This window comes from Thomasclavelia cocleata, assembly GCF_900102365.1.
GTDB classification, from domain to species: Bacteria; Bacillota_I; Bacilli_A; order Erysipelotrichales; family Coprobacillaceae; genus Thomasclavelia; species Thomasclavelia cocleata.
The window spans coordinates 1-25250 of sequence record NZ_FOIN01000023.1; the positions used below are offsets into that span (position 1 = coordinate 1).

Consider the following 25250-nt stretch of genomic DNA (forward strand, 5'->3'; position numbering starts at 1 on the left):
AGGACAAAATATCAGGAAATATCACCGCAGGAAAATAGAAAACAGGAAAAAGGCAGAAAAGTTATTGTCAGTATTAAATTAAAGAGCCAATTTTTTTGAAAAAGAGCAGGTTCTTTTTAAGTGCGTCAAAAATCCATAAAAGTTATTCACAATGAAACAACACTTATGGATTTTTTTATATGAAAGGGATTAACAAAAGAAAAAGAGCTGAACGCTCTAAATAATTAATAAAAATTACTTAGTCGTTACAGCCCCTTTTAATTATTAAATTTTTTTAGCGTCGTATGTTACTTGAATCCCTAAGTTACTAAAAACTTTTGCATCCATTGGACCAATTGAAGAAGTAACATGAGCTTGAGTCCCTTTTAGTTTTGGTAATTGTCGTAATGCTAGTTTAGCACTCTCATTATTGACAGCACTTAAAGATAAAGCAATTAAAATTTCATCACTATGTAAACGAGGATTTATACTACCAAGATACTCAGTTTTCAAATTCTGAATAGGACCAAAAGCACTTGGAGAAATTAAATGAACATCATTTGGAATATTAGCTAAATATTTAATTGCGTTAATTACAAGTGCTGAGCATGATCCCATAAAATCTGAAGTTTTACCTGTAATAATCGTTCCATCATCCAATTCAATAGCTCCAGCATAACATTTTGCCTCTAATGCCTTTTTATTTGCAGCAGCAACACATTTACGATCTTCGGCTACAACTTTAGCTTGATTCATAACCAGTTCCTGCTTATTAAATTCATCTAAAGAACATTGTTCTTTAACATAACGATTTCTAGTATGATAGTAGCGACGAATAATTTCCTGACAACTTGCCTCTTTACATACTTCATCATCACTGATACAAAAACCTGCCATATTTACCCCCATATCTGTTGGTGAATTATATGGGCTGGTACCATAAATTTCCTCAAACATATTTTTTAAAACAGGAAAAATTTCAATATCTCGATTATAATTTACAGTAACCTTATTATAGCTTTCTAAATGAAATGGATCGATCATATTAACATCATTCAAATCCGCTGTAGCAGCTTCATACGCTAAATTAACAGGATGATTTAAAGGAATACTCCAAATAGGAAAAGTTTCAAATTTAGCATATCCTGCTTTTACCCCTCTAATATGTTCATGATATAATTGTGAAAGACATGTTGCCATTTTACCACTCCCAGGTCCAGGAGCTGTTACAACAACTAATGGTTTTGTTGTTTCAATATAATCATTTTTTCCAAATCCTTCAGCACTAATTATCTTTTTGGTATTAGTTGGATAACCATCTATCAAATAATGTAAATAAACATTAATATTTCGTTTTTCCAAACGACTTTTAAAAATATCGGCTGCTTTTTGACCATCATATTGAGTAATAACTACACTTCCAACATATAAGCCTTTACTACGATATATCTCAATTAAACGTAAAACATCATTATCATAAGTAATTCCTAAATCACCACGAACCTTATTACGTTCAATATCACTTGCTGAAATAGCAATTACAACTTCTGCCTGATCCTTTAGCTGCAATAACATTTGCAATTTACTATCTGGTGCAAAACCTGGTAAAACTCTTGAAGCATGATAATCATCAAATAATTTTCCTCCAAATTCTAGATATAATTTGTCACCAAACTGGGCAATTCGTTCTTTAATATGGGTAGATTGCATTGTTAAATATTTATCATTATCAAATCCAATTTTCATTTCAACTTTGTATGAATAAACTCATATTTAAAAAGATACAAGCTCATACTTCTCCTTTCTTAAAATCTATAAAAAATACTACTTTTATCTTTTGTATTCTACTTTATTTATACTATTATTGCACGACTTTGCATTAAATTTTACGTAAAAATAAAAAATTATTATACAAAAACAATAACTAATAAATGATTTCATTATAAATATACATTAAACAAATTACAACTTATTTAATCATCTTTTTTCAAAAAATTTTTCTATAATAATATTTATAGAAGTATAATTACAAAATAAAGATCATCTTTAAAAATCCCCAACAAAATGTAAAATAATATTAAATAAAAACAAATTTGCTTGTACAAGTTAAAACACTAGTAATACTATCAATAAACTCTTTTAACATATTAAAAATTGTAGAATAATAATATAATTGTTTTAACAAACAAAGGATAATCAGAATCATGGAAAAACAATGTGAAACCAAAAAATAATGTTATCAACACAAAAAGGGCTAATGCCCTTTCAATAGTTAAAATATTGTTAGTCATTATAGTCCTTTACTATTCCTACCATTTTTAATAAATATTTTGCATTAGTTGTTTTACAACGACCTTGCTTAATTAAATAATCAAATTTAATTTTATTATTTTCATAATATTCACTAAAATGATAATTTGTACATGGTACTTGATGTTCTAATTCACATAACTCAAAATCATGAGTTGTAATAAAAGTGAAAATATTAGGTGTTGCTAATTGCTTAACAGTTTCAGTAGCCCCATAGATACGATCCTTAGAGTTAGTTCCCTTAAAAATTTCATCTATTAACGCAATCATTCTTTCACCTCGATGGTTTGCTTCAACAATTTCTTTTATTCTTAATAACTCAGCATAAAATGTAGATATCCCACTAATATCATCCTCCAAACGCATTGAAGTATATATTTTCATTAGTGAACATTTAAATGAATTAGCCAAAACAGGACCACCTGCATAAGCTAAAACTAAATTTATACCAATTGTTCTTAAAAAAGTTGTTTTTCCTGACATATTTGATCCAGTAATAACACAAACCTGCTTATCCATTGCAAATGAGTTAGAAACAACTTGTTTATCATTAATTAAAGGATGATACGCCTGACTAAATTCTAAACATAAATCATTTGTATATGTAGCAAATGTTATAGAAGATTTAGTTTGTATTAGTACTTGTAAACTGATCAGACTTTCCAATTCAGCAATACTATCTAACCAGCTATTCATTTTCTTTCCATATTTATCAATCCATATATCAAAACGTTCACGGCAATTGATATCCCACAACAAAATCCCATTTAATAACAATGCCGCTAATAAATTATTACGCTGTTTAACAGAAGAACTAATTGCTTTCAATTCACTAAAAGCCCGACTAGATTCAGATAAGCTACTTTTTAGATTATTCATATGTGTTGATGTAAAAGTTGTTTTTTCTATTAATTCACAAATATTTTGGTAACTCGTTAAACATTTCGATAATTGAGCAATTTGTTTAAACAAATCACTATTCTTACTTAAATTTATAACTGCGACAATCCATTGTCCAAATACTAATACTGGAAGAAGAATTACAGCTAATTTAAATACATAATCAAACAAAAACATTATTAGAGCTATAATAGTTAAAAAAGGAATAATATATCTAACCATTCTCCATCTTTTCCATTTTTGTTTAGAACTTATATTAATAATAAATTCCTCAATGACCTTCTCAATCATTTTTGGTTTTATTAACATTTTCCCATATGTTTCAATATCAATAACAAAATTATCTTTATCACCTAATTCTTTTATTGCTTCCTGCTCTTGAATAAGTAAATTCTGATCAAATTCACTTCTTGTTAGCTTAGTTAATAATCTTTTCTTTCCTCTTAAAGTAATAGCTGTATTTAAATATTGAAATAATGAATTATTACCAACTATATCAAGATCCTTCATTACTCCTGTTATTTGATCAATATAATCAAGTCCAGTTTCTTCAAATTCTTTCCATTTATTATCAAAACGAGCCAAATAATTTTCAATTACTATTAATTTTGCTTTTAAATAAGTAAGATTATCACTTATCTTTATATGCTTAAAAACTAATAAAATAAAAGCCATTATTGTTATAATCATAAAAATATATAAATATTCTAATTTCAAAAAATAACCACTCAATAAAAATATTAATATCAAAATTCCAGCAATAAATCTAAAAATTGATATTTTTAATGATCTACTCTCTAATTCCTTAATCTCTTTTAATATTTTATTTTGAAACAATAAATAATCATTACGATTCATACTCTCTCCTTTAAAAATTATAATTATGCTCTTATAACAAATTCAACAAACCTAAATTTATTTTGGTAATGTTTTATGAAACAAAGAAGTATCTTCCAAATATATATAATTTATTTACAAATTAGCAAATTATAATATCTAATAATTTTATCTTCACCTTTACCTTTTACAGTAAAACTATTTTTTAATCCAATTTCTATATTTAAGCTAAAATCATTACACAATAAATTATAACAAAAAACTAAGCTATGCTTAGTTTTTAGGCTTTTTATTTGAAACAGTTTGAATACTACCAATAATTGTTGAACCTTCTTCAACCATGATTTTAGCAGAAGTTGTATTTCCATCTAAAATAGATGTTCCTTTTAACGATACTCTATTTTCAGCAATAATATTACCTTTAATTTCACCCTCTAAAACTACATCACTACTATTAACATCACCTTGTAAATTTGTTTTACCTAAAATATTAACAATTCCATTACAATTTACATTTCCAACTATTGTAGCATCAATTGTAGTTAATGCATCAGCTTTAATATTTCCCTTAACTTTACCTTTAATAGTTACAGCCTTATCACAATTAATATTACCTTCAATTATACCTTCAACTTGTAAATCAGCCTTACAAACAATATCACCAGTAATTTTTGTTCCATAAGAAATAACTGAAGCAGCATATTCAGGTTCTACCTTTTGAGGTTTAGAATAAACAGGTTCCACTTTTGGAGCTTTATAGTTTTTATTTTCTACTACTTTTTCAGGTCTTGACTCAACTTTTTTTTGTTCGGTTTTCTTTTCAGGTGATTTTTTATCCTTTTTTTCAACTACTTCTTCTTCGACCTCTTCTTCTACAAAGATTGTTTTATTGATTATATCCATTATATTTCTCTTTTTATTCATCACACAATCCTCCTCCATAATCAACTTATTTACAGCACAATTAGTTATACAATAATCCACAAAAACAGACATCCAACAATACACGCAAATACTAACAAAATACCATAACAATGTCAATGTCACTTTATAATTATACCATACAATTCCCGACTATTCACTAAAAGATTGACAAAAATATTTTATTATAATCGAAAATAGGACATTACATTCATATAAAATTAATAATAACAAACTACTGGACAATTAATTTCAATATTATTATATAATTGAGCCGCGATATTAGTAGGTAGATTAATACATCCATGAGAACCATTATTCATATAAATCGTTCCTCCCCACTTACTACGCCAAGAAGATGAATCATGTAATCCAATTCCTTTATTAAAAGGTAACCAATATGATACAGGTGTTTCATAAGGCCAGGTACCATCTGGTAATTTTGTTCCCCTTAAAACACGATTACGCTCTTTATTATAAAGATAATAAGCTCCAGCTGGAGTTCTTCTTTCAGGATCATTATATGTCCCAGAAACAAAATCAGATTCTAAAACAATTTGACCATCTTTATGATACCACATATGCTGACCTTTTAAATCAACTTCAACAAATGTATTACCAAGTCCACCATTATCAGTAGAAGCTTCTTTTCCTGTAGTTACAGGTGTTCGTACACCTACTTTATTTGCATATATATCTTCTAATAAACCATTTACTTCTTTTGAATTTTGTAAACGTATACCATAATTACCACCGCTTACAGTAATAGTTCGATTATTAGCTCCAACAAAAGTTCTTGTTCCACCTATACTGTTTATCTTTTTAGCCAATGAACTAACAAATTCTGTAGCTTTTTCTTTGAAAACATCATCATCACGATAATATTTACCACTTTCATCAACAGAAAGCCAGCTTAATAACGTATTTCCATCCAAAATTACATCCCCTGATTTTGTTTTATATGTTATAACAGCAGAAGCATACTGTTTAGCTGCTTCGTATAATTGTTGAACTTTAGTATCATTAGCTTTCAAAGATGGCTCTAAATAACATTTCTGAGCTTGTAAATCAACACTTGTTTTCCCCTCACTAAAAGCTAATTTAATCGCCTCTAGCATCTTATCTTGATCTATAGTTGAACCTGCAACTTCATTTTGAATAATAAATTCATTATTAATGTATTCTACTTTAGCATCTTCTGGAGGTATTTGAACTTCTTCTTGAAGATGATTTAATGATAATACTTTATTTTTTAAAGTTGTTTCATCAAGTAATGCTAAGTTATTAATTGTATTATCATTTTTGATAAAAAATGCTTGTATCCAGGCAAAAGAATTTTGTTTTTTTAAAACCTGAGCAATATCATTATCTGTATTATATTTAATACCTAGATCTTTACCTGATACAAATTCTGATGTTCCATCATTAAACTTTAATTCTAACATATGATCATCAACTGTTTTAGAAAGCATTTCATTTGCCTCATTTAAAGTCAAACCACCTACATTTACATCATTAATATAAGTACTATTTAAAAATTTTTTATTAAAATAAAAGCTGCCTACCAAATATATCGCAACAATTCCAATTAGTAAGACGATAATAATAATAAACTCTTTACGAATTTTTCGCTTTTTCTTTAATTTTTTGTTTTTATCACAGTCCAGCACTGCCTCTCCATTACTCATATTGTCCATAATTCCCTCTTATCTTTTTTAATTTTTCCCAATTCTCCATAATTACTTACAATATGCATTCTAGCATTTTACCTTTAATTGTCAACCTAAACAACTATAAGTACAGTATTTTTAAGAATTATTAATAATTTATCATTATAAACTTTTTTTAAGAAAAGATTTTAAATGATTAATATCTCCATCATATAAATATCCTTTCATCCCAACCTTATTAGCACCTTCTACATTAACTAAAATATCATCAATAAAGATACACTCTTTTGCCTTTAAATTAAATTTTGTTAGAAAATGTTTATAAATCTGTAAATCTGGTTTTAATAAATGATTGTATGCAGAAACATAAAAATCATCAAAATATTTAAAAGCTGTTACTTTATGAAAATAATCTTTGATTTGTAACCCACAATTTGATAATAAATATATCTTATAACCTTGTTGCTTTAATTCTTTAACCAAAGGAACCATATCATCAAATACTTCTAAATAATCATACCAATGATATAATGAATATTTCAACAAATCATGATATTGTCCATCTGTTATTAAATATATTTGCTGTAAAGCTTCATCAAGACTTATTGTTCCCTGGTCTAACATCTGCCATTGTTCACTATTAAAAAGTTCTTTAATAATTATTTTCTGTTCATCCAAATTATTACTCAACCTGCTAGCAATATATTCAGGATCCCACCTTAAAATTACATTCCCCATATCAAAAACAATATTTTTAATCATTAATCAACGCCCCTAAAATAGCTACACCTTTAATAATTTGTTCATCAGATGGCATAGAAAAATTCATTCTAAATGATTGACAATGTTTATTATCATCATCATAAAAAGCATTTCCTGGTACAACTGCAACCTTATGTTCAATTGCCTTTTTAACAAAACTTGGCATATTAAGTCTTTCAGGTAAAGTTACCCAAATAAACATCCCTCCATCAGGAATAGTCCACTTACAATCTTTACTAAAATGTCTATCCATTTCTTTTAACATCAAATTACATTTTCTACTATATACTGCTTGTAATTTATTTAAATGCTCATCCATATCAACCTCATTTAAAAAACGTGCCATAACCCTTTGAGCCCAAGCATTAGTATGAACATCATTCGTTTGTTTAGCAACAGTACATTTAGCTAATAAATCACGATGTCCAATCATAATTGCCACCCTCATACCTGGTGCAATAATTTTAGATAAACTAGCAGCATATACTACTAACCCTTCATCATCTAATGATTTAATTGAAGGAATTGGATCATTTCTAAATCTTAAATCACCATAAGGATTATCTTCAAGAATCATTACTTGATATTTTTTTGCTAAAGCATAAATTGCTTGACGCTTTTTCAAAGATGTAGTAATTCCTGTAGGATTTTGAAAATTAGGAATTAGATAAATAAATTTAGGTTTCTGGGGCATCTGCAAAGCCTCTTCAAGTTTGACTAAATTAATCCCATCATCCTCCATATCAATTCCAACCAGTTTAGCTCCATTACTTTTAAAAGCATTTAAAGCTCCTAAAAAACTTGGATTTTCACATATTACAATATCCCCTTCATCACATAAACATTTACTCATAAAATCCATGATTTGTTGGGAACCAGAAGTTACCATCACTTCATCATAATCTTTTAAAACAGTTTCATGGCGTGATAAAAATTTAAGTGCCGCCTTTTTTAAATCAATATCGCCTTCAGTAATGCCATATTCTAAAATTGTATTAGCTTGATTATTAAAAATATCATCACTGATCTCTTTTAATTTTGTTATTGGAAATGTCTCACTAGCTGGATTTCCCCCACCAAAGCTAATAATTTCTGGATCATTCATCATTTTTAAAATCTCTCTAATTGCAGATGCTTTAACACCACTGATTCGTTTTGAAAATTTAAAGTTCATTCTCTTACCCCCTTTAATTATAGGTTTATTATAAACCAAACCTTTCCTAATGCAAAGAATTATAATTTAGTTTATAATAAATAAAAGGAGGAATTTTATGCAGGCACTATTTTTAGTTTTACACAAGATTGAAAAACTAGATGATTTATTAATAGCTTTGCAAAATAATGGTATTACTGGAGGAACAATTATTGATAGTAAGGGAATGATCAATACTTTGAGAAATAACGATAACTTTATTATTGAATCTTTACGAATCTTTCTAGAAGACCCTCGTGAAGCAAGTAAAACACTATTTTTTATTCTAAAAAAAGATGATGTATTAAATGCTAGAAAAATTATTGATGAAACATTAGGGGGTATTAATAATCCTAATACTGGAATTTTATTCGGTATTGATCTAGCCTTTGTTGATGGTTTAAAAATATAATGAATAGACCCTAGCATTTGCTAGGGTCTTGTACTACCACTGTAACATTAACATATATTCATCTGGATTAGATAACACTTGTTTATATTCTTCTATTTTAACCATTTTTTCTTTTTTACCATCAATCGAAGCGATATAAACACTATCATAATCATTTTCTAATAATAATGACTGTTTATAATAATTTAGTCGAGCATTAATAATTCGATAAACATCTTCTCCTTGAGAGTTCTTGTATTGTGCTATATCACCAATTAAAACTAATATATATGCTTCATGCGTTGGCATTTCACTACTATTATTTAATAATGGTGATTGTTTACCAGGAGGTAATAACTGCATCACTTTATTAAATTCCTGATCACCAGCAATCTTATACCCTCGTATTTCCTCTTTTTCTTTAATATACATTGAAACTTCCTGATATTTTTCGTCATAGTTTTTTGATGAAATAAAATCTAATAATTCAACCTTTAAAACCTGATTTTCAAGAACTAATGAACTTAAAGTTTCTTTATTTACATCTTCAGGTTCTTTTTTAATATCTCCTGTTCCAAATTTCAAAACAATAAAAACTATTAAAATTAAGATGATCACACCAATAAGCATTAATGCATTCTTAGTTAATTTAAGGGGTTTTTTAATCATATGACACCTCCTTTTAACTCCATTATATCATATAAATCGACATATAAACAATTAAATAAAACCATGGAAAATCCATGGTTTAAAGTAAGCTTTCTAATCTATTTACAATTTCATTTTCTGGTACAAAACCTGTAATTTGATCAACCGCTTTTCCATCTTTAAAAATAATTAAATTAGGAATTGCCTGCACTCCATAACGACTGGCAATATCTGATGAAGTATCAACATTTATTTTATAAAATTCTACCTGTGTCATTTTTTCAGATATTCCCTCTAAAACTGGAGCCAACATTTTACATGGCCCACACCAATCCGCATAAAAATCAACTAATACGATTCCATTTGCAATAACATCATCAAATTCATTACTATTTAATATTTTCATTATTCTCACCTCATCTAACATTATGCCTGATATTAAAATAATTACAACTAATTTGCATTTATTTTATAAAAATCTTCTATTGCAAGGGCTAAAGGGTCATTTAAATTACAATTAAACTGGTTACTAAAATGTTTATAATGAATATTGCAACTCCAACTATCTTGATAATCAATATTTTGGAGTAAACTAGGATTATTTTCAAAATCTTTTAATTTACGTTGTAAAACATCCTTAAAAAACTGTACATCTTCTTTTCCTTCTAATTCAATATAATTTCCTTCATCAAACAAAAATTCAACATTTTCAGCTTTATCAAGTTGTTTCAACAACTCATAATATTCACCATGCCAGCTTTTAACCAAATTACTATCAATTTTTTCAACTACTTTTCTGAATTCATCATCATTAACATAATATCCTCGCTTTACCTTACTTCCATTAGTACGATAATAAGTAATATCAATTCTTTTAGCACTCCCTGACTGGTTTGAATTGATTAATTGTTTATGGATAGAAACTATTTTATCAATAGCATCACCATCATTAATCTTTATATTTGATTCAACATCATTAATCCAATTTTCAATTGATGCATAAGCTATTTGACTAGGAATGTAATTTTCTAAATAACCTTTGGAAAAGATAAATATAACTACTGTCCCAATAATAATTAATGTTGACTGAACAAGACATAATAAATATCTAATTCTTTTATACTGAATAAATTGTATGATAAAAGTTACAATAACAGTTGCAATAATATTTATAATGATAAATGTTCTAATTAATTCTGTTGTCACCCCTAAAACAGATGTAAGCATCCATGAACCACTAATAATAATGATAATACTAATAATCTGCGACATGCTTTTATTAGTAAAACCATGATAATTATTACTGCAGTTACGAGTTTTACATACATATAAACTTAAAACCAAACTTACAATTATATAACCTATATAAATCAAACAAAAATTCCACTCTAAACCAACATTACTAGCAATCATCAATCTTATTACCGGTACCAAATAACTAACTATTTCTAAAGAAAGTCCATTAGAAATAATCCCTTTAATAAATGTTGAATATACTGCAAATAAGCTATAATAAAGCATTAATGGAGCTAAGATAATAACAATTTGTAAAACAATATTCATAAAAAATGAAGTTGTTAAATAAGCAGTCAGATTTGCTAGTGTATAATACATAAATATCATTAAAATAAGAGCATAACTATTTTTTAAGACTATTCCTTGACTTAAAAGACAATATAATAGTGCTGGTATAATTAGACAAATTATCCCGCTTAGATAATGAACTATAAAACTTTGAATATGCGAAAATGGCAAAGAGTTAAAATGGGTCTGTCTAGTAGCATTAAATAAATATTTTAAATTAATAAGTGGTAATATCAAACTAAATATAAATGCAATAAAATAAAATGTAAGTATTGGCAATTCATCACTATAAGATAAAACATTAATAATAAAATTTAAAATTAAACAGCCTGTGTAAATAACAACATAATTCTTTAATTGTTTCAAATCATTTTTAAATAAACTTAACATTGTTATTCACCTGCCTTTCGATTAATTGAACTAATTATAATTTTTTCATTTTCATTTTCTAGTTTAATCATCAAACTTATATCATAATTTTGAATTTCACCTACTGCTGTTATATTCATTGAAAAAGTAGCATAAATATCATCAAATTCAATTAATTCAATTTCATTGTTATATAAAGTAAATGTTTCAATATTTAATTGTTCTTTTATAAATTCAAATATTTTACTATTTTCATCAGTTAATAATGTATCATCATAAATAAATTTTTTACACTGTTCAAGAAACTTAGTATGTCCAATTATCTTTTCATCCTTTAAAAATTCATAAATTCTCTCATTTCCCTTTAAATTATATTTTTTACCACTACTTCCAGATAACTCCAACATATCCCCATTAAAAAAGTCTTCAGCAACAATATTTTGATCCTTACTCATTTGATAAAGCTGTTTAGTTTCATTTGAATTCAAACAAATTTCAATTCCATCATAATAACCCGTTAAATAACTTTCATTTTCAAAATTATCACTATTTAAATAAGATTTTTCCTGATTTTTAAAATAATCAATAAAAAGCTGTTTATCAAACCGATACTGTAAAAGTGTATCATTATAATTACCACGATTATCTATATTATATAAATTAAAATATACATTAGCGTTATTATTCATAATTTGTTGATAGTGAATTTTATCACGATTTTTATTTAAATATTCAATCAAATTTAACAATTGATCATGTTCAATATTTATTGATAATGAACCATCGTTTTCAAAATTAGAAATATTAAGTTCACCAGCAACACTTGGCTTTCTAATAACCTCATCTAATGTTTTATAATATTGACTATTCGCAATAAAATAGTTAATTCCAAAGAATATTAATAATATTGGTATATATATTAAAAGCTTTCGATATATATATTGACTCTTAAAAATCATTTCAACAAAAATTGCAATAATAATACCAATTATCAAATATACCATTAACAATATTAACATTCCCTTTATACCAAATGTAATATCAATATAACTAAACAATAAAACCAAATAAAATATTGTAATCGTTACAATCAATACTATTCCTGATTTTAATACAATTCCAATTTTATTAAATACAAGTGGTTCATCTATATGCTCATCATCACGATTTTTATATACATAATAACTTAATTCCAATAATACTAAAGCAATAAAACAATGAATTATAACTACCAGATTACCTGTACTAATAAATTCTAATCCTGCTGCAAGTGGAAATACTACATATATATAATAAGTTTCAAATTGATTAATTGTTCCTGGTACTAAATAATTACTAAATATGAAAAGACTCCCTAATAAAACAACTGGTAAAGTATAAACTACAATACTAAAAACAATTTGTCCTAAACGATTTCCTGCCATACTTGAAACTAAAAAAGTAATTGTATAGTAAATAAATAACAACATAAATATCATTAAAATAAAACGAAATAATATATTCCCAGAAAATACTAGGTTATACGATCTTGCAATATCAATAAAAATAATCCCAATCCCTTCAATCAACAAAGTTATTAAAACAATTAAATAACCAGCTAGATAATTCGTAAACCAAACACATCTGCTTTGTAAAGGAATTGTTTTCATCATTGATGATTTAGTTTTATTAATTAAATAACTTTGAATAAGACATGGATAAACAGTTGTTAAAACTACAGCACTAATACCAAAAAGTCCAATACATAACTGTCCTATTCCTGTTCCATCAGCCGATATTAAAGCTAAAGCGACGAAACCAAAAAAAACAATTAAAGAAATTTTAGCTGGAAAAAGATTATTCTTAATAACATTTCTTAATAACGGTTTATTAACCCATGACTTCCTTGAGTTCATCATACTTTCCCCCCAATGTAAATAAGAATATTTCTTCTAATGATAATGACAATGTCTCATTAATAATTGGGCTGTATTTTAACACTGTAGCATCTATTTCTTCAATATTTCCTTTAACAACTAAAGTATGAACTCGCCCCATCATTTGATGAGCTAAAACATTTAATTCTTTTTCCAATGCATACATTTCATCACCTGATTCTAAAACAATCTGTAATTTATGATATCCCTCTTTTAAATGATCTAATGACTCTTCAAAAACAATTTTCCCATTATTAATTAATGCAATATGATCACACATACTATCTAACTCGTTTAAATGATGACTTGAAATAAAAATTGTCATCTGACGTTCACTTACATCCTGAATTAAAATATCCCAAATAATTTTTCGAATATGTGGATCTAAACCATCAAAAGGTTCATCCATTATTAGATACTCAGGCATAATTGAAAGTGCCAAAATAAACATTACTTGTTTTTTCATTCCCTTAGAAAATTTATTAAACTTTTCTATACTATTATAATTAAATAATTTCATTAACTTTATATACCGTTCTTCATCAAAAGTTGGATAAATACCTTGATATAACTCTTTAATATCTTTAATATTTTGACCAAATGTATCAAAAAATTCATCAGGAATATAAACTAATTTTGCTTTAGCTTCAGGATTTTCATAAACTCTCATACCTTCTAATTCTACAAATCCCTGATCTCCCTGATATGCTCCTACTAAATGACGAATCAAAGTCGTTTTACCTGCTCCATTTTCACCAATTATTCCATAAATTGATCCTTTAGGTATATTTAAATTAATGTTGTCTAAAATTTGATTGTTATCAATTTTTTTTGAAAGTTCTTTTACTTTTAACATTATTTATCCTCCCATGTTTGCTTTAATAACTGGCATAATTCCTCAAAATTCATACCAATATATTTACTTTTATTTACTATTTCCAAACTCAGTTCATTAATTTGCTGCAGAAATAATTTTGTTTGAACATTTTGTTTTGAACTAACAAAACTTCCTTTCCCTGGTAAAGAATATATAAAACCTTGTTCTTCTAAAAGCCGATAAGCTTTTACTACAGTATTAGGATTAATATGAATTGATGAAGATAATTCCCTAACTGAAGGTAATTTATCATTAGCCTGCATTAATCCTGTAGTTATATATTCCAATAGCTGTTTATAAATTTGCTCATAAATTGGTGTGGAATTGTTAATATCTATTTTCATACTGTCTCCTTTCTAAAATCATCTCTACACTTAGTAGTATACCAAATACTAAACTGTATTACAAGATATAACACAGTTGATTGTTTGATTATATGTATATGTAAATATTTCACTAATAATACTTAAATAGTTTGCAATTTTTATTATTTTAAGTAAAATATGTTTTAGAGATAGGAGGTTTTTTTATGAGTAAAGTAGCGGTTGTCACTGATAGTAATTCTGGAATTAGACAAGATGAGGGTAAAAAATTAGGTATTTATGTACTGCCAATGCCTTTTACTATTGATGGTCAGACCTTCTATGAAGATATCAATTTAACACAAAGTGATTTTTTTGATAAACTGATGAGTGGTGCTGAAGTATTCACAAGCCAACCAGTAGTTGGTGATGTTAGTAAACTGTGGGATGAAGTATTGAAAGACTATGATGAAATTGTTCATATTCCTATGTCTAGTGGTTTGAGCGGTTCTTGTCAAACTGCATTAATGTTAGCTAGTGAATATAATGGAAGAGTACAAGTTGTTGATTCACAAAGAGTATCTGTCACTCAAAAGTGTGATGTTTATGATGCTATTGAATTTATTAAAGAAGGAAAATCAGCTAAAGAAATCAAAGAGATTCTTGAAGCAAATAAATTAAATGCCTCTATCTATATTACGGTTAATACGTTAGAATATCTTCGTAAAGGTGGAAGAATTACTCCTGCTGTAGCAATATTAGGTGGAATGATGAAAATTAAACCGATTTTACAGATTCAAGGTGAAAAGCTTGATACTTTTAGTAAATCAAGAACAATGTCAAAAGCAACAAAAATTATGATCGAAGCAATAAAAAAAGATATTGATGAACGTCTTGATCCTGAAGAAAAAGGAAAAAATGTTCGTATCTGTATTGCTTATACATATGATGAACAACCAGCATTAGAATTAAAAAAAGAATTAGAGATGATGTATCCAGATTTAACAATTATCTGTGATCCATTATCGTTAAGTGTTTCATGTCATATTGGACCACATGCCCTTGCAATTGCAGCATGTAAAAAAATTATCTAGGCAAGAAACTTCGTTTCTTGCCTTTTTATGTGTTATAATACTTAAAAAGAGACAAACTAAAATAAGGAGGAAATTATGCAAGAAAAGCCAAATACAAATAATAGAAAAACTGGCAGAACTAATCAAAGAAATTATAATAAATCTAAAAATTCTATAACTAAAAAAACAATAAATCGTAATAATATCGATACAAAAGTTTTTGCCTTAGGAGGACTTAATGAAGTTGGAAAAAATATGTATTGTATCGAACATGATAATGAATTATTTATTATTGATGCTGGAGTTAAATTTGCCGAAGAAGGTCTTCCAGGAATTGATTATGTAATACCAGATTATTCTTATTTAAAAAGAAATGAAAAGAAAATTCGTGGATTAATGATTACTCATGGTCATGAAGATCATATTGGTGGAATCCCATTTTTATTACAAATCGTTAAAATACCATTTATCTATGCAACCCCACTTGCTAGTGCAATGATTAAAAGAAAACTTGATGAAAAAAGATTAACTAATGTTACTAAGATAATTCAAATAAATGATGAATATCAAATTAAAACGAAATATTTTAATATTGGTTTTTTCAAAACAAATCACTCTATTCCAGAATCAATGGGGATAATTATCAATAGCCCTAATGGTAGAATCGTAGAAACTGGTGATTTTAAATTCGATTTATCACCTGTAGGTGATGCCGCTGATTACCAAAAAATGTCATTTTTAGGAGAAACTGGTGTAACTTTATTAATGAGTGATTCTACTAACTCTGAAGTCCCAACTTTTTCAATTAGTGAAAAGAAAGTAGCTAATAGTGTACAAGAAGAATTTAGAAAAACTGAAGGACGTTTAATTGTAGCAACGTTCGCTTCTAACGTCCATCGAGTACAACAAATTGTTGAAGCAGCTGTTAAATTTAATCGTAAGATTTTAGTATATGGTCGTTCAATGGAAAATAATATCCAAGTATCTAGAGCAATGGGATATATCAAGTGTCCTGATAAGTTTTTTATTAAAAATGATCAAGCAAAAAAATTGCCAGATAACGAAATTTTAATTTTATGTACAGGATCTCAAGGTGAGGCATTAGCGGCATTAAGCCGAATTGCTAATGGAACTCATAAATATGTGAAAATAAAACCTGGTGACACAGTAGTCTTTTCATCAAACCCAATCCCAGGTAATGCTTATAGTGTCAATGTAGTAGTAAATAAATTATTTAGAGCAGGAGCTAAAGTCCTTACAAATACTGCTTTTAACAATCTACACACTTCTGGTCACGCTTCACAAGAAGAACAAAAACTAATGATGCTACTTACAAAACCTAAATATTTCTTTCCTGTTCATGGTGAATATCGGATGTTAAAAATTCATGCTGCTCTTTCACAGGAAGTAGGGGTACCAGCAGAAAATTCATTTGTTCTTTCAAATGGAGATACGATTCTTTTAAATAATGGCACAGCTCGTTTAGGACCAAGAATCCATGTTGAAGATATTTATGTAGATGGTAATGATATTAGCGGTTTATCAACTGCTGTACTTCGTGACCGCCAAATTTTATCAGAAGATGGAATGGTATCAATCTTAATTAGTATGGATTCAAGAGCTGGAAAACTATTAACTCATCCAGTCATAATTTCTCGTGGATTTGTTTATATGAAAGACAGCTTTCATATGATTCGTGAAGCTGAAAGGTTAGTAGAAAATTCTTTATCAAAATTATTACAAGGTAAAACTACATTTGGAGAAATAAAAAATACGACCCGTGATATTTTATCTTCATATTTTTATCGCAAAACTAAAAGAAATCCAATGATTATTCCAGTTATTATGAACAAGAAACTATGAGAAAAAAATTAAGAACTATTAAAATTCTTTTATTAGTAATTATAATTATTGGGGGTGGATTTGGCTATTATTATAGTCATTATATTGCTCCCAATAATTATACTGTAAAAAAAACCACTATTAACAATAGTAGCCTTCCTAAAGAATTTGAAAACTTTGAAATAGGATTCATTAGTGATATTAATCTTAAAAATAGTAGTGATATTACAAGACTAGAAAAAATTATTACATCATTAAATAAACAACATGTAGATATGGTTATCTTTGGTGGTGATTTATATTCAAATACCCCTTTTGATAATGAAAAGGTAATTAAAATATTATCAAATATAAAATCAAGTTATGGAAAATTTGCTGTTTTAGGTGAAAAAGATCTAGCTTCATTAAATGATGTCACTAATATTTTAAACGAGGGTGGATTTGAAGTACTTCATAATGAATATCGACCTATTTATTTTAACAATGCAGCTATTGCCCTATTTGGTTTAGAAGGAACTGGAGATATTTCTGGTTTAATTAATGAAAATAATCAAGATTTTTATAAACTAGCGGTTATTCATGAACCAGATTATTTTACTAATACTTCTAAAAGTAATATTGCTTTACAATTATCTGGGCATACAATGGGAGGATATATATACTTACCTGGAATTGGAGGATTATTGAAAAAAAATAACGGTAGTAAATATGTTCATGGCTATCATAGCAAAAATAAAAGCCAGTTAGTTATATCTAATGGTTTATCAACAGAAGAAGGATTTGAGTATAAGCTATTTTGCCCTAATCAAATTAATATAATTACTCTAAAAAAGGGAAATTTAAAATAGATTACGATTGAAATTACATTTAAACAATAAAATTATACATGATTTAGCTAATATACATATTTCATACTATATTTAAAATGACTAGCAATTTTTAGATTACTAGTCATTTTCTTTTAAATACACTTAATATATAACATCCTATCAACATCTAATCACTTCATATCCTTGTGTAGATAAAAATGTTTTTATCATTATTTAAAGTATTTCATTTAATCCAAGCAAAAATTTTTCTAATCTCTAAAATACTATAAACACATCTTATAAACAGCTTCTATATCAGAAGAAGTAAGATTTTCAGGTCCTGTTATTATGCTTCCAAAACAAGCATGTTCAGCCATCTCCTTAAAATACTTGTCATCAATCCCTAAATCAGAAAGATTAGATTTTAATCCAAGTGTATTGAAACAAAAATCTGAAATTGCTTTAATTGTTTTCTTCGCTCCAAGTATTTCATCGAGGCTTTCTTCTATACCAAACACCATTACACCAAGACGGTAAATAGCAGGAGCTGTTCTTTCATTTAAAATATATTCAAGCCAGCGAGGAGTTATAATTGCTAACCCATGACCATGAGTAATGTCATAATAAGCAGAAAGTTCATGTTCCATTGCATGACAGGCACAATCATGAACAGTTCCTGCATCAAGAACTGTATTTAATGCCATAGAAGAAGCCCACATAAGATTTGCTCTTGCTTCATAATTATCTGGCTCTTTCATTGCGATAGGTGCCCACTTTACAACAGCTCGCATAACTGCCTCTTGAAATTCTAAAATCATATCAAAGGTTGCCTCACCTGCAAAGTAATAGTTATCTAAAACGTGATTGAAAATATCAAATGCACCACAGGCAGTTTGATATGCAGAAAGTGAAAAACTAAGTTCTGGATTTTCAAAGGCAACTTTAGGAATAAGTGCATTACCACCAAGACCTATTTTTTCGTTGGTATTCATATTAGAAATTACAGCCCAAGCATCCATTTCAGAGCCTGTTGCAGCATTTGTAAGAACTACAGCAACTGGTAAAGCTTTTGTCACCCATACATTATTTGATACTAATTCCCAAACATCTCCACTTTCAATTAATGTTGTTGCCGCAATAGCCTTTGAGCAATCAATCGTAGAACCTCCACCTACTGCTAAAACAATATCAATGTTTTCTTTTTTGCAGATTTCTGCTCCTTTGTTTACAGTTGAATGACGAGGATTTGGCTCAACTCCAGCAAGCTCAAATACCTCTAACCCATTTGTTTTAAGTAATTCATTTATAGTGTCATAAAGTCCACTTTTTTTAATTGAACCCCCACCATAAACAAATAAGACTCTTTTACCAAGTTTTAAAAGTTCTTCAGGTAAATATTTAATCTGATTTTTCCCAAAATATACTTTGTCAGGATTATGAAAAATAAAATCTTTCATTATTTGTACCTCCATAACTTATAATTATTTTCTTATCTCTTATACACTACAAAACTTATCATTTATGTATCGTAACTAAATCTATATTCAATAATTTAATCACCACACATTTCCAATAAGTAAGTTTTCTAATAAAAATTCATTCTATATTTTCTCTATATTATGTCATACACTGAATAAATTCTTACTCATATTCTTTTATTCAACTGTTTTTGCCCAAGATATTAATTCATCTTGTGTTGCACTTGCCAAAAATCTTTTACCATCTTTCAAAATAGCACCTACACAAGATGGTGCAAGTTCAACGTTTGTGTTCCCCATACCACTACCACCTGATGTAGCAAATGGAATAACAATCTTACCTGACAAATCATAGCTTTCTAAAAATGTATTGATTATTGTTGGAGCAACATACCACCAAATAGGAAAGCCCACATAAATAACATCATACTGCTCCATATTTTCAACTTTATTCACAATAGCAGGTCTAAAATTTTTATTACTCATCTCAATGTTAGAACGACTTTTCTTATTTGTCCAATCAAGATCTGCTGATGTATATAGCTGAGTTGGTATAATTTCATGCAAATCACCACTAACTGCCAAAGCCAATGTTTTTGCAAGTCTAGCTGTCACACCACTTGCACTAAAATATGCTACTAATTTCTTACTCATAGTATTAACACTCCTTCATCTAAGTTTATTATATTCTTCATCACTTACTTCTTCCAACCACTCATTTGAACAGTTTTTACCTGGCACTTCAACTGCAATATGTGAAAACCAGCTATCTGATACAGCACCATGCCAATGTTTAACACCAGCTGGAATATTAATAACATCTCCTTCTGTTAATAAAACAGCTTTCTTCCCCCACTCTTGATAGTAACCTTGACCTGATACACAAATCAAGATCTGTCCACCACCTTTAGTAGCATGATGAATATGCCAATTGTTACGACATTTAGGTTCAAAAGTCACATTATAAATACCAACTTGTGATGTTGAAAGAGGAGCAAGATAACTTTGACCTTTAAAATATTTCGCAAAGTCATTATTAGGTTCTCCAATTGGAAATATCATACTATGTTCATGTTCTGTCTTTGCATTCATATCTGTTAAATCTTCTACCCAAACTTCCTTTGCCATTTTAAAAGCCGCCCATGCTTTTGGCCATCCAGCATAAAATGCAGCATGTGTTAAAATTTCTGCAATTTCTGTTTTCGTAATACCATTTTCCTTTGCAGACATTAAATGATATTGGAAAGAAGAATCTGTAAGTCCCATAGACATTAAAACAACAATGGTTACCAATGAACGATCACGAAGAGAAAGCTTATCATCTCTTGACCATACTTCTTTGAACAATACATCATCATTTAATTCAGCAAATTTTGGCGCAAATTCACCTAAAATATCCCTGCCTGCTGTTTGTTTTATTGCCATATATTTAACCTCCATTTTATTAATCCCAAGTTAACTTCCCAGTTTTTACTGCAGATTCATATTTTGAAATCTTATAGTCCAATCTATCAAGAGTCTCTACTAATTGTTTTTGCTGAGCTAATAATATAGCTCTCTGTTCATTTAATAAATCAAGTCGTGCTTGAAAAGTAGAGTTACCCTCACTATATAATTTTAAGTATTCAATTAAAGCCTCTATCGAAAGTCCAGCTGCTCTAAAACATTTCGCATTTTCTACCCAAGCAAGATCCTCTTCTTGATAATTTCTAATCCCACTTGCTGTTCTAGTCACTGGAGGAATGACACCAACTCTTTCATAATACCTTAATGTTTCAGATGGAATATTGAATTTTTCACTTACTTCTTTAATTGTTAAACCCATGATTTTCCTACCTCCTTTCTTATCTGATATGATTATATAACTTTGAGTTAACTCAAAGTCAATATGTTTTTAGAAAATATTTAAGACTTTTCAAAGGCATCTTAGTATAGTATCAAAGATTAATTGATTGTTAATACTTCCATAAAAAGAGTGAATAATTAGATATTACAAATATTTAACTAATTAGCACTTATTCACTTTTCACAGTCTTTAATAATTACTTCTTTATTGCTTGTAACCAACTTCTCCTCTTTAACATATCACAATGTAAAGTCCACAAATTACTATATTATATATCAATATTACATTCATAAAAAAAAAGTAATCTATACAGATTACTTCTTAATTTCTGTTCCTACTCCACTAGTAGTAAATATTTCAATTAATAAACTATGTTCCATTCGTCCATCTAAAATATGAACTTTTTTTACATCATCTTGTACAGCATCAATACAATTTTTTAATTTAGGAATCATTCCTCCTTGAATTACTCCAGATTCAAATAATTGTTTAGCTGAATTTGTATTAATTTTAGAAATTAAAGTATTAGGATCACTAGGATCTTCCAAAACCCCTTCAATATCAGTTAAAAATACTAATTTACTTGCCTTTAATGCCCGAGCAATAGCTGTTGCTACATCATCTGCATTTATATTATAAGCATGATACTTCTCATCTAAGCCGATTGTTGAAATAATTGGAGTATACCCATTTAATAACAATGTCTCAATCAACTCAGTATCAACATGGGTAATTTTACCAACATAACCAATATCTTCCCCTTTAGACAAACATTTTTCAACTGTAAGCATATTTCCATCCTTACCAGATAGTCCAACTGCATGAGTGCCAATTCTCTCCATATGCTGTACAAGCCCTTTATTTAGTTTACCTGATAATACCATCTCAGCTACTTCTAACGTTTCTTTAGTCGTAACTCTCAATCCATTTTTAAATTCACTTTTAATTTCTACTTTATTTAACCAGCTATTAATATCCTTTCCCCCACCATGAACAATTACTGGCTTAATTCCAACTGACTTTAAAACAGCAATATCCTTTAATACTGACTGTTTTATAACTTCATTTGTCATGGCACTACCACCATATTTAATAACAACCATATCTCCAGCAAATTTTTGAATATAACTTAAAGCATCCACCAAGACTTGCGCTTTATTTTGTTCTGTTGTATGCATATTATTCCCCCTTATGAACGATAATCAGCATTGATTTTAATATAATCATATGTTAGATCGCATCCCCATGCTGTAGCTTTACACTCACCATTATGAAGATTAATTATCGCTTTTACTTCACTACTTGATAAAATTTTTGTTGCTATTTGTTCATCATAATCAGTAGCCATCCCCTTAGTTACTAATTGTAAACAGCCAAATTCACTTTCAATGCTTAAATCAACATCATAAGGATTAAACTCTTCCCCTGAATAACCCATCGCACATAATAACCTTCCCCAATTAGCATCATTACCATAAACTGCTGTTTTTACTAAGGGTGAAGTACAAACACTCTTTGCAATCACCTTAGCCTGTTTAATACTATTAGCTCCTAAAACTTGTATCTCTAGTAATTTTGTTGCCCCTTCACCATCACCAGCAATTGCTTTAGCTAAATATTCATTGACATAATATAAAGCTTCTTTAAAAGTATTATAATCTTCATTTTCATCAACAATTTCCTTGTTATCAGCTAATCCATTAGCTAATAATAAAACTGTATCATTAGTTGAAGTATCACGGTCAACAGATACCATATTAAAAGTATCTTGTATAACTTCTTTTAGAGCTTTATTTAACAATGCTTTAGAAATATTACAATCTGTTGTGATAAATCCTAACATCGTAGCCATATTTGGATGAATCATTCCAGAACCTTTACAACAAGCCCCAAGTGTAACGATTTTATTATCAATTTCTATTTCTACTGCTAAATGCTTAGGCATAGTATCAGTAGTCATAATTGACTGAGCTACTATTACTCCAGCTTCTTGATTATCACTTAATAATTGTTTTACTTTAGGTATTCCTGTAATAATTTTATCCATTGGTAACTGTTTACCAATTACCCCAGTTGAACAAATCAAAACCTCTTCCTTTTCAACATTAAAACAATCAGCTACACTTTTAGCAAACTGTTCATTACAAATTAATCCCTCATCACCAGTACAAGCATTGGCTACACCACTATTAATCGCCACAACTCTAGCATGATCATAATTTTCAACAATCATTTTATCCCATAATACTGGTGCAGCTTTAACAATATTTTGAGTAAATGTCCCTACTGCTTTAGCATCTACTTGACTATAAATCAATGCTAAATCCTTTTTTTCTTTTTTTATTCCTACATGTGCTCCCGCTCCAAAAAAACCAATTGGCGAAGTCACTGTTCCATTTTCAATTATTTTCATTATCAAGTCCCCTATAATACTGCTGGTGCTAACAGTAAACCTTCCTTTTCATCAAGACCAAACATAATATTCATATTTTGAATAGCTTGTCCAGCTGCACCTTTTACTAAATTATCCATTGCCCCCATCATTACAACTCGTTTAGTACGAGGATCAATCTTATAATTAATATCAACAAAATTACTAGCCTTTACATTACGAACCTCTGGTATCTTTTCAGAATCTAAGACTCTTACAAAATATTCATCATCATAACATTGATAAGCTGCCTCTATTTCTTCTTTAGTAACCCCTTCTTTTAACTTAGCATAAGCAGTTACTAAGATTCCACGATTCATTGGTATTAAATGTGGCGTGAAATTTAATAAAACTTCCTGTTTACTAGCATATCCCAGCTGCTCTTCTATTTCTGGAGTATGACGATGAGTCGTTACCCCATATGCTTTAATGCTTTCATTAACTTCACAATACAAATTAGCTACTTTAGCTCCTCGACCAGCACCACTAACCCCACTCTTAGCATCAATGATCAAAGTATCCATATCAATCAATCCCGCTTTAGCTAATGGATAAATAGATAAAATCGAACAGGTTGGATAACATCCTGGATTAGCAATTAATCGTGCTTGTTTTATCTTATTACGATTAATCTCACACAATCCATATACAGCTTCTTTGATGAATTCAGGAGAAGCATGTTCCATACCATACCATCGTTCATATGTAGCAACATCTTTAATTCGATAATCAGCACTTAAATCAATCACCTTAACTTTATTCAAAACATTTTGATTAATCATCTTCGCACATACACCTTGTGGTGTAGCAAAAAAGACAACATCTACATCATCTAAATAATTTTCAAGATTTTCATCCACACATTTTTGATCCAATAATTTAAAATAACTAGCATAAACTGAACTATATTCTTGATCAGTGTATGTCCTTGATGAAACCCACTTAATCTCAACTTCCTTATGAGTCAATAAAAATCGTACTAGCTCACATCCCCCATAACCAGTTGATCCCACAATTCCTACTCTAATCATTTTTAGTCCTCCTTTTTTATTAAAATAAAAAACGTCTCTAAAACAAGAGACGAATTAACCGCGTTACCACTCTATTTATCAT

At 28.6% G+C, this 25250-nt stretch carries 23 protein-coding genes and 1 other annotated feature (1 of these 24 running past the window's edge); of the genes, 4 read left to right on the plus strand and 19 right to left on the minus strand.

The features are described 5' to 3' along the window. Nucleotides 1-264: 264 nt before the first annotated feature. The 6 genes from BMW96_RS08920 to BMW96_RS08945 form a co-directional block, all read right to left on the minus strand. Nucleotides 265-1725 carry a DUF1846 domain-containing protein gene (locus BMW96_RS08920; protein ID WP_092354610.1) on the minus strand — a complete coding sequence of 487 codons (1461 nt, stop codon included), beginning with the start codon at nucleotides 1723-1725 and terminating at the stop codon, nucleotides 265-267. 537 nt (nucleotides 1726-2262) lie between these two features. Next, nucleotides 2263-4047: a MutS family DNA mismatch repair protein gene (locus BMW96_RS08925; RefSeq protein ID WP_180320347.1), complete on the minus strand. Its 1785-nt coding sequence runs from the start codon at nucleotides 4045-4047 to the stop codon at nucleotides 2263-2265. A 252-nt stretch (nucleotides 4048-4299) separates the two neighbouring features. Continuing rightward, a complete protein-coding gene (locus BMW96_RS08930; protein ID WP_157796099.1) occupies nucleotides 4300-4950 on the minus strand; it encodes a bactofilin family protein in 651 nt (216 codons plus the stop codon). A gap of 218 nt (nucleotides 4951-5168) precedes the next feature. Further along, complete coding sequence (locus BMW96_RS08935; protein WP_092354619.1) at nucleotides 5169-6644, minus strand: L,D-transpeptidase family protein; 1476 nt, start codon at nucleotides 6642-6644, stop codon at nucleotides 5169-5171. A 135-nt stretch (nucleotides 6645-6779) separates the two neighbouring features. Next, nucleotides 6780-7379: an HAD family hydrolase gene (locus BMW96_RS08940; protein ID WP_244881296.1), complete on the minus strand. Its 600-nt coding sequence runs from the start codon at nucleotides 7377-7379 to the stop codon at nucleotides 6780-6782. After that, a complete protein-coding gene (locus tag BMW96_RS08945; RefSeq protein WP_092354622.1) occupies nucleotides 7372-8553 on the minus strand; it encodes an aminotransferase-like domain-containing protein in 1182 nt (393 codons plus the stop codon). Before BMW96_RS08945 ends, BMW96_RS08940 begins: the two co-directional genes overlap by 8 nt. 97 nt (nucleotides 8554-8650) lie before the next feature. Between BMW96_RS08945 and BMW96_RS08950 the strand changes: the two genes are divergently transcribed. After that, a complete protein-coding gene (locus BMW96_RS08950) occupies nucleotides 8651-8983 on the plus strand; it encodes a P-II family nitrogen regulator (RefSeq protein ID WP_092354625.1) in 333 nt (110 codons plus the stop codon). A 33-nt stretch (nucleotides 8984-9016) separates the two neighbouring features. Here BMW96_RS08950 and BMW96_RS08955 read toward each other — a convergent pair whose 3' ends face one another. From BMW96_RS08955 to BMW96_RS08980, 6 genes are all read right to left on the minus strand, one after another. Next, on the minus strand, nucleotides 9017-9631 hold the full coding sequence (locus BMW96_RS08955; protein ID WP_092354628.1) for a hypothetical protein: 615 nt from the start codon (nucleotides 9629-9631) through the stop codon (nucleotides 9017-9019). 79 nt (nucleotides 9632-9710) lie between these two features. After that, complete coding sequence (trxA, locus tag BMW96_RS08960; RefSeq protein ID WP_092354631.1) at nucleotides 9711-10016, minus strand: thioredoxin; 306 nt, start codon at nucleotides 10014-10016, stop codon at nucleotides 9711-9713. A 47-nt stretch (nucleotides 10017-10063) separates the two neighbouring features. Then, nucleotides 10064-11584 (minus strand): ABC-2 transporter permease, encoded by a 1521-nt coding sequence (locus tag BMW96_RS08965; protein WP_092354634.1) that lies wholly within the window; start codon nucleotides 11582-11584, stop codon nucleotides 10064-10066. Nucleotides 11585-11586: 2 nt separating this feature from the next. Then, nucleotides 11587-13461, minus strand: a complete 1875-nt coding sequence (locus BMW96_RS08970) for an ABC-2 transporter permease (RefSeq protein ID WP_092354637.1) — start codon at nucleotides 13459-13461, stop codon at nucleotides 11587-11589. Next, a complete protein-coding gene (locus tag BMW96_RS08975; RefSeq protein WP_092354640.1) occupies nucleotides 13433-14335 on the minus strand; it encodes an ABC transporter ATP-binding protein in 903 nt (300 codons plus the stop codon). The genes BMW96_RS08970 and BMW96_RS08975 overlap by 29 nt, the downstream gene beginning before the upstream one ends. Further along, nucleotides 14335-14700, minus strand: a complete 366-nt coding sequence (locus BMW96_RS08980; protein ID WP_092354643.1) for a GntR family transcriptional regulator — start codon at nucleotides 14698-14700, stop codon at nucleotides 14335-14337. The genes BMW96_RS08975 and BMW96_RS08980 overlap by 1 nt, the downstream gene beginning before the upstream one ends. A gap of 185 nt (nucleotides 14701-14885) precedes the next feature. Between BMW96_RS08980 and BMW96_RS08985 the strand changes: the two genes are divergently transcribed. The 3 genes from BMW96_RS08985 (at nucleotide 14886) to BMW96_RS08995 (ending at nucleotide 18421) form a co-directional block, all read left to right on the plus strand. Next, nucleotides 14886-15752, plus strand: coding sequence for a DegV family protein (locus BMW96_RS08985; protein ID WP_092354646.1), 867 nt, complete (start codon nucleotides 14886-14888; stop codon nucleotides 15750-15752). A gap of 75 nt (nucleotides 15753-15827) precedes the next feature. Next, nucleotides 15828-17594 carry a ribonuclease J1 gene (rnjA, locus tag BMW96_RS08990; protein WP_092354649.1) on the plus strand — a complete coding sequence of 589 codons (1767 nt, stop codon included), beginning with the start codon at nucleotides 15828-15830 and terminating at the stop codon, nucleotides 17592-17594. Next, complete coding sequence (locus BMW96_RS08995) at nucleotides 17591-18421, plus strand: metallophosphoesterase (protein ID WP_092354652.1); 831 nt, start codon at nucleotides 17591-17593, stop codon at nucleotides 18419-18421. The genes rnjA and BMW96_RS08995 overlap by 4 nt, the downstream gene beginning before the upstream one ends. A 245-nt stretch (nucleotides 18422-18666) precedes the next feature. Here the strand turns inward: BMW96_RS08995 and BMW96_RS09000 are convergent, their stop codons facing one another. The 7 genes from BMW96_RS09000 to argC form a co-directional block, all read right to left on the minus strand. Beyond that, entirely contained in the window at nucleotides 18667-19839 is a 1173-nt protein-coding gene (locus BMW96_RS09000; protein ID WP_092354655.1) for an iron-containing alcohol dehydrogenase, read from the minus strand. Nucleotides 19840-20037: 198 nt separating this feature from the next. Continuing rightward, nucleotides 20038-20514, minus strand: coding sequence for a flavodoxin (locus BMW96_RS09005; RefSeq protein ID WP_092354658.1), 477 nt, complete (start codon nucleotides 20512-20514; stop codon nucleotides 20038-20040). A 15-nt stretch (nucleotides 20515-20529) separates the two neighbouring features. Next, a complete protein-coding gene (locus BMW96_RS09010; protein WP_092354661.1) occupies nucleotides 20530-21285 on the minus strand; it encodes a carboxymuconolactone decarboxylase family protein in 756 nt (251 codons plus the stop codon). Between the two features lie 19 nt (nucleotides 21286-21304). Then, entirely contained in the window at nucleotides 21305-21685 is a 381-nt protein-coding gene (locus BMW96_RS09015) for a MerR family transcriptional regulator (RefSeq protein WP_092354664.1), read from the minus strand. A 335-nt stretch (nucleotides 21686-22020) separates the two neighbouring features. After that, nucleotides 22021-22884 carry an acetylglutamate kinase gene (argB, locus tag BMW96_RS09020; protein WP_092354667.1) on the minus strand — a complete coding sequence of 288 codons (864 nt, stop codon included), beginning with the start codon at nucleotides 22882-22884 and terminating at the stop codon, nucleotides 22021-22023. 11 nt (nucleotides 22885-22895) lie between these two features. Beyond that, complete coding sequence (argJ, locus tag BMW96_RS09025; protein WP_092354670.1) at nucleotides 22896-24119, minus strand: bifunctional glutamate N-acetyltransferase/amino-acid acetyltransferase ArgJ; 1224 nt, start codon at nucleotides 24117-24119, stop codon at nucleotides 22896-22898. 11 nt (nucleotides 24120-24130) lie between these two features. Then, on the minus strand, nucleotides 24131-25168 hold the full coding sequence (gene argC, locus BMW96_RS09030; protein ID WP_092354673.1) for an N-acetyl-gamma-glutamyl-phosphate reductase: 1038 nt from the start codon (nucleotides 25166-25168) through the stop codon (nucleotides 24131-24133). Between the two features lie 42 nt (nucleotides 25169-25210). Continuing rightward, nucleotides 25211-25250: a binding site (T-box leader), on the minus strand (it continues 174 nt past the right edge of the window).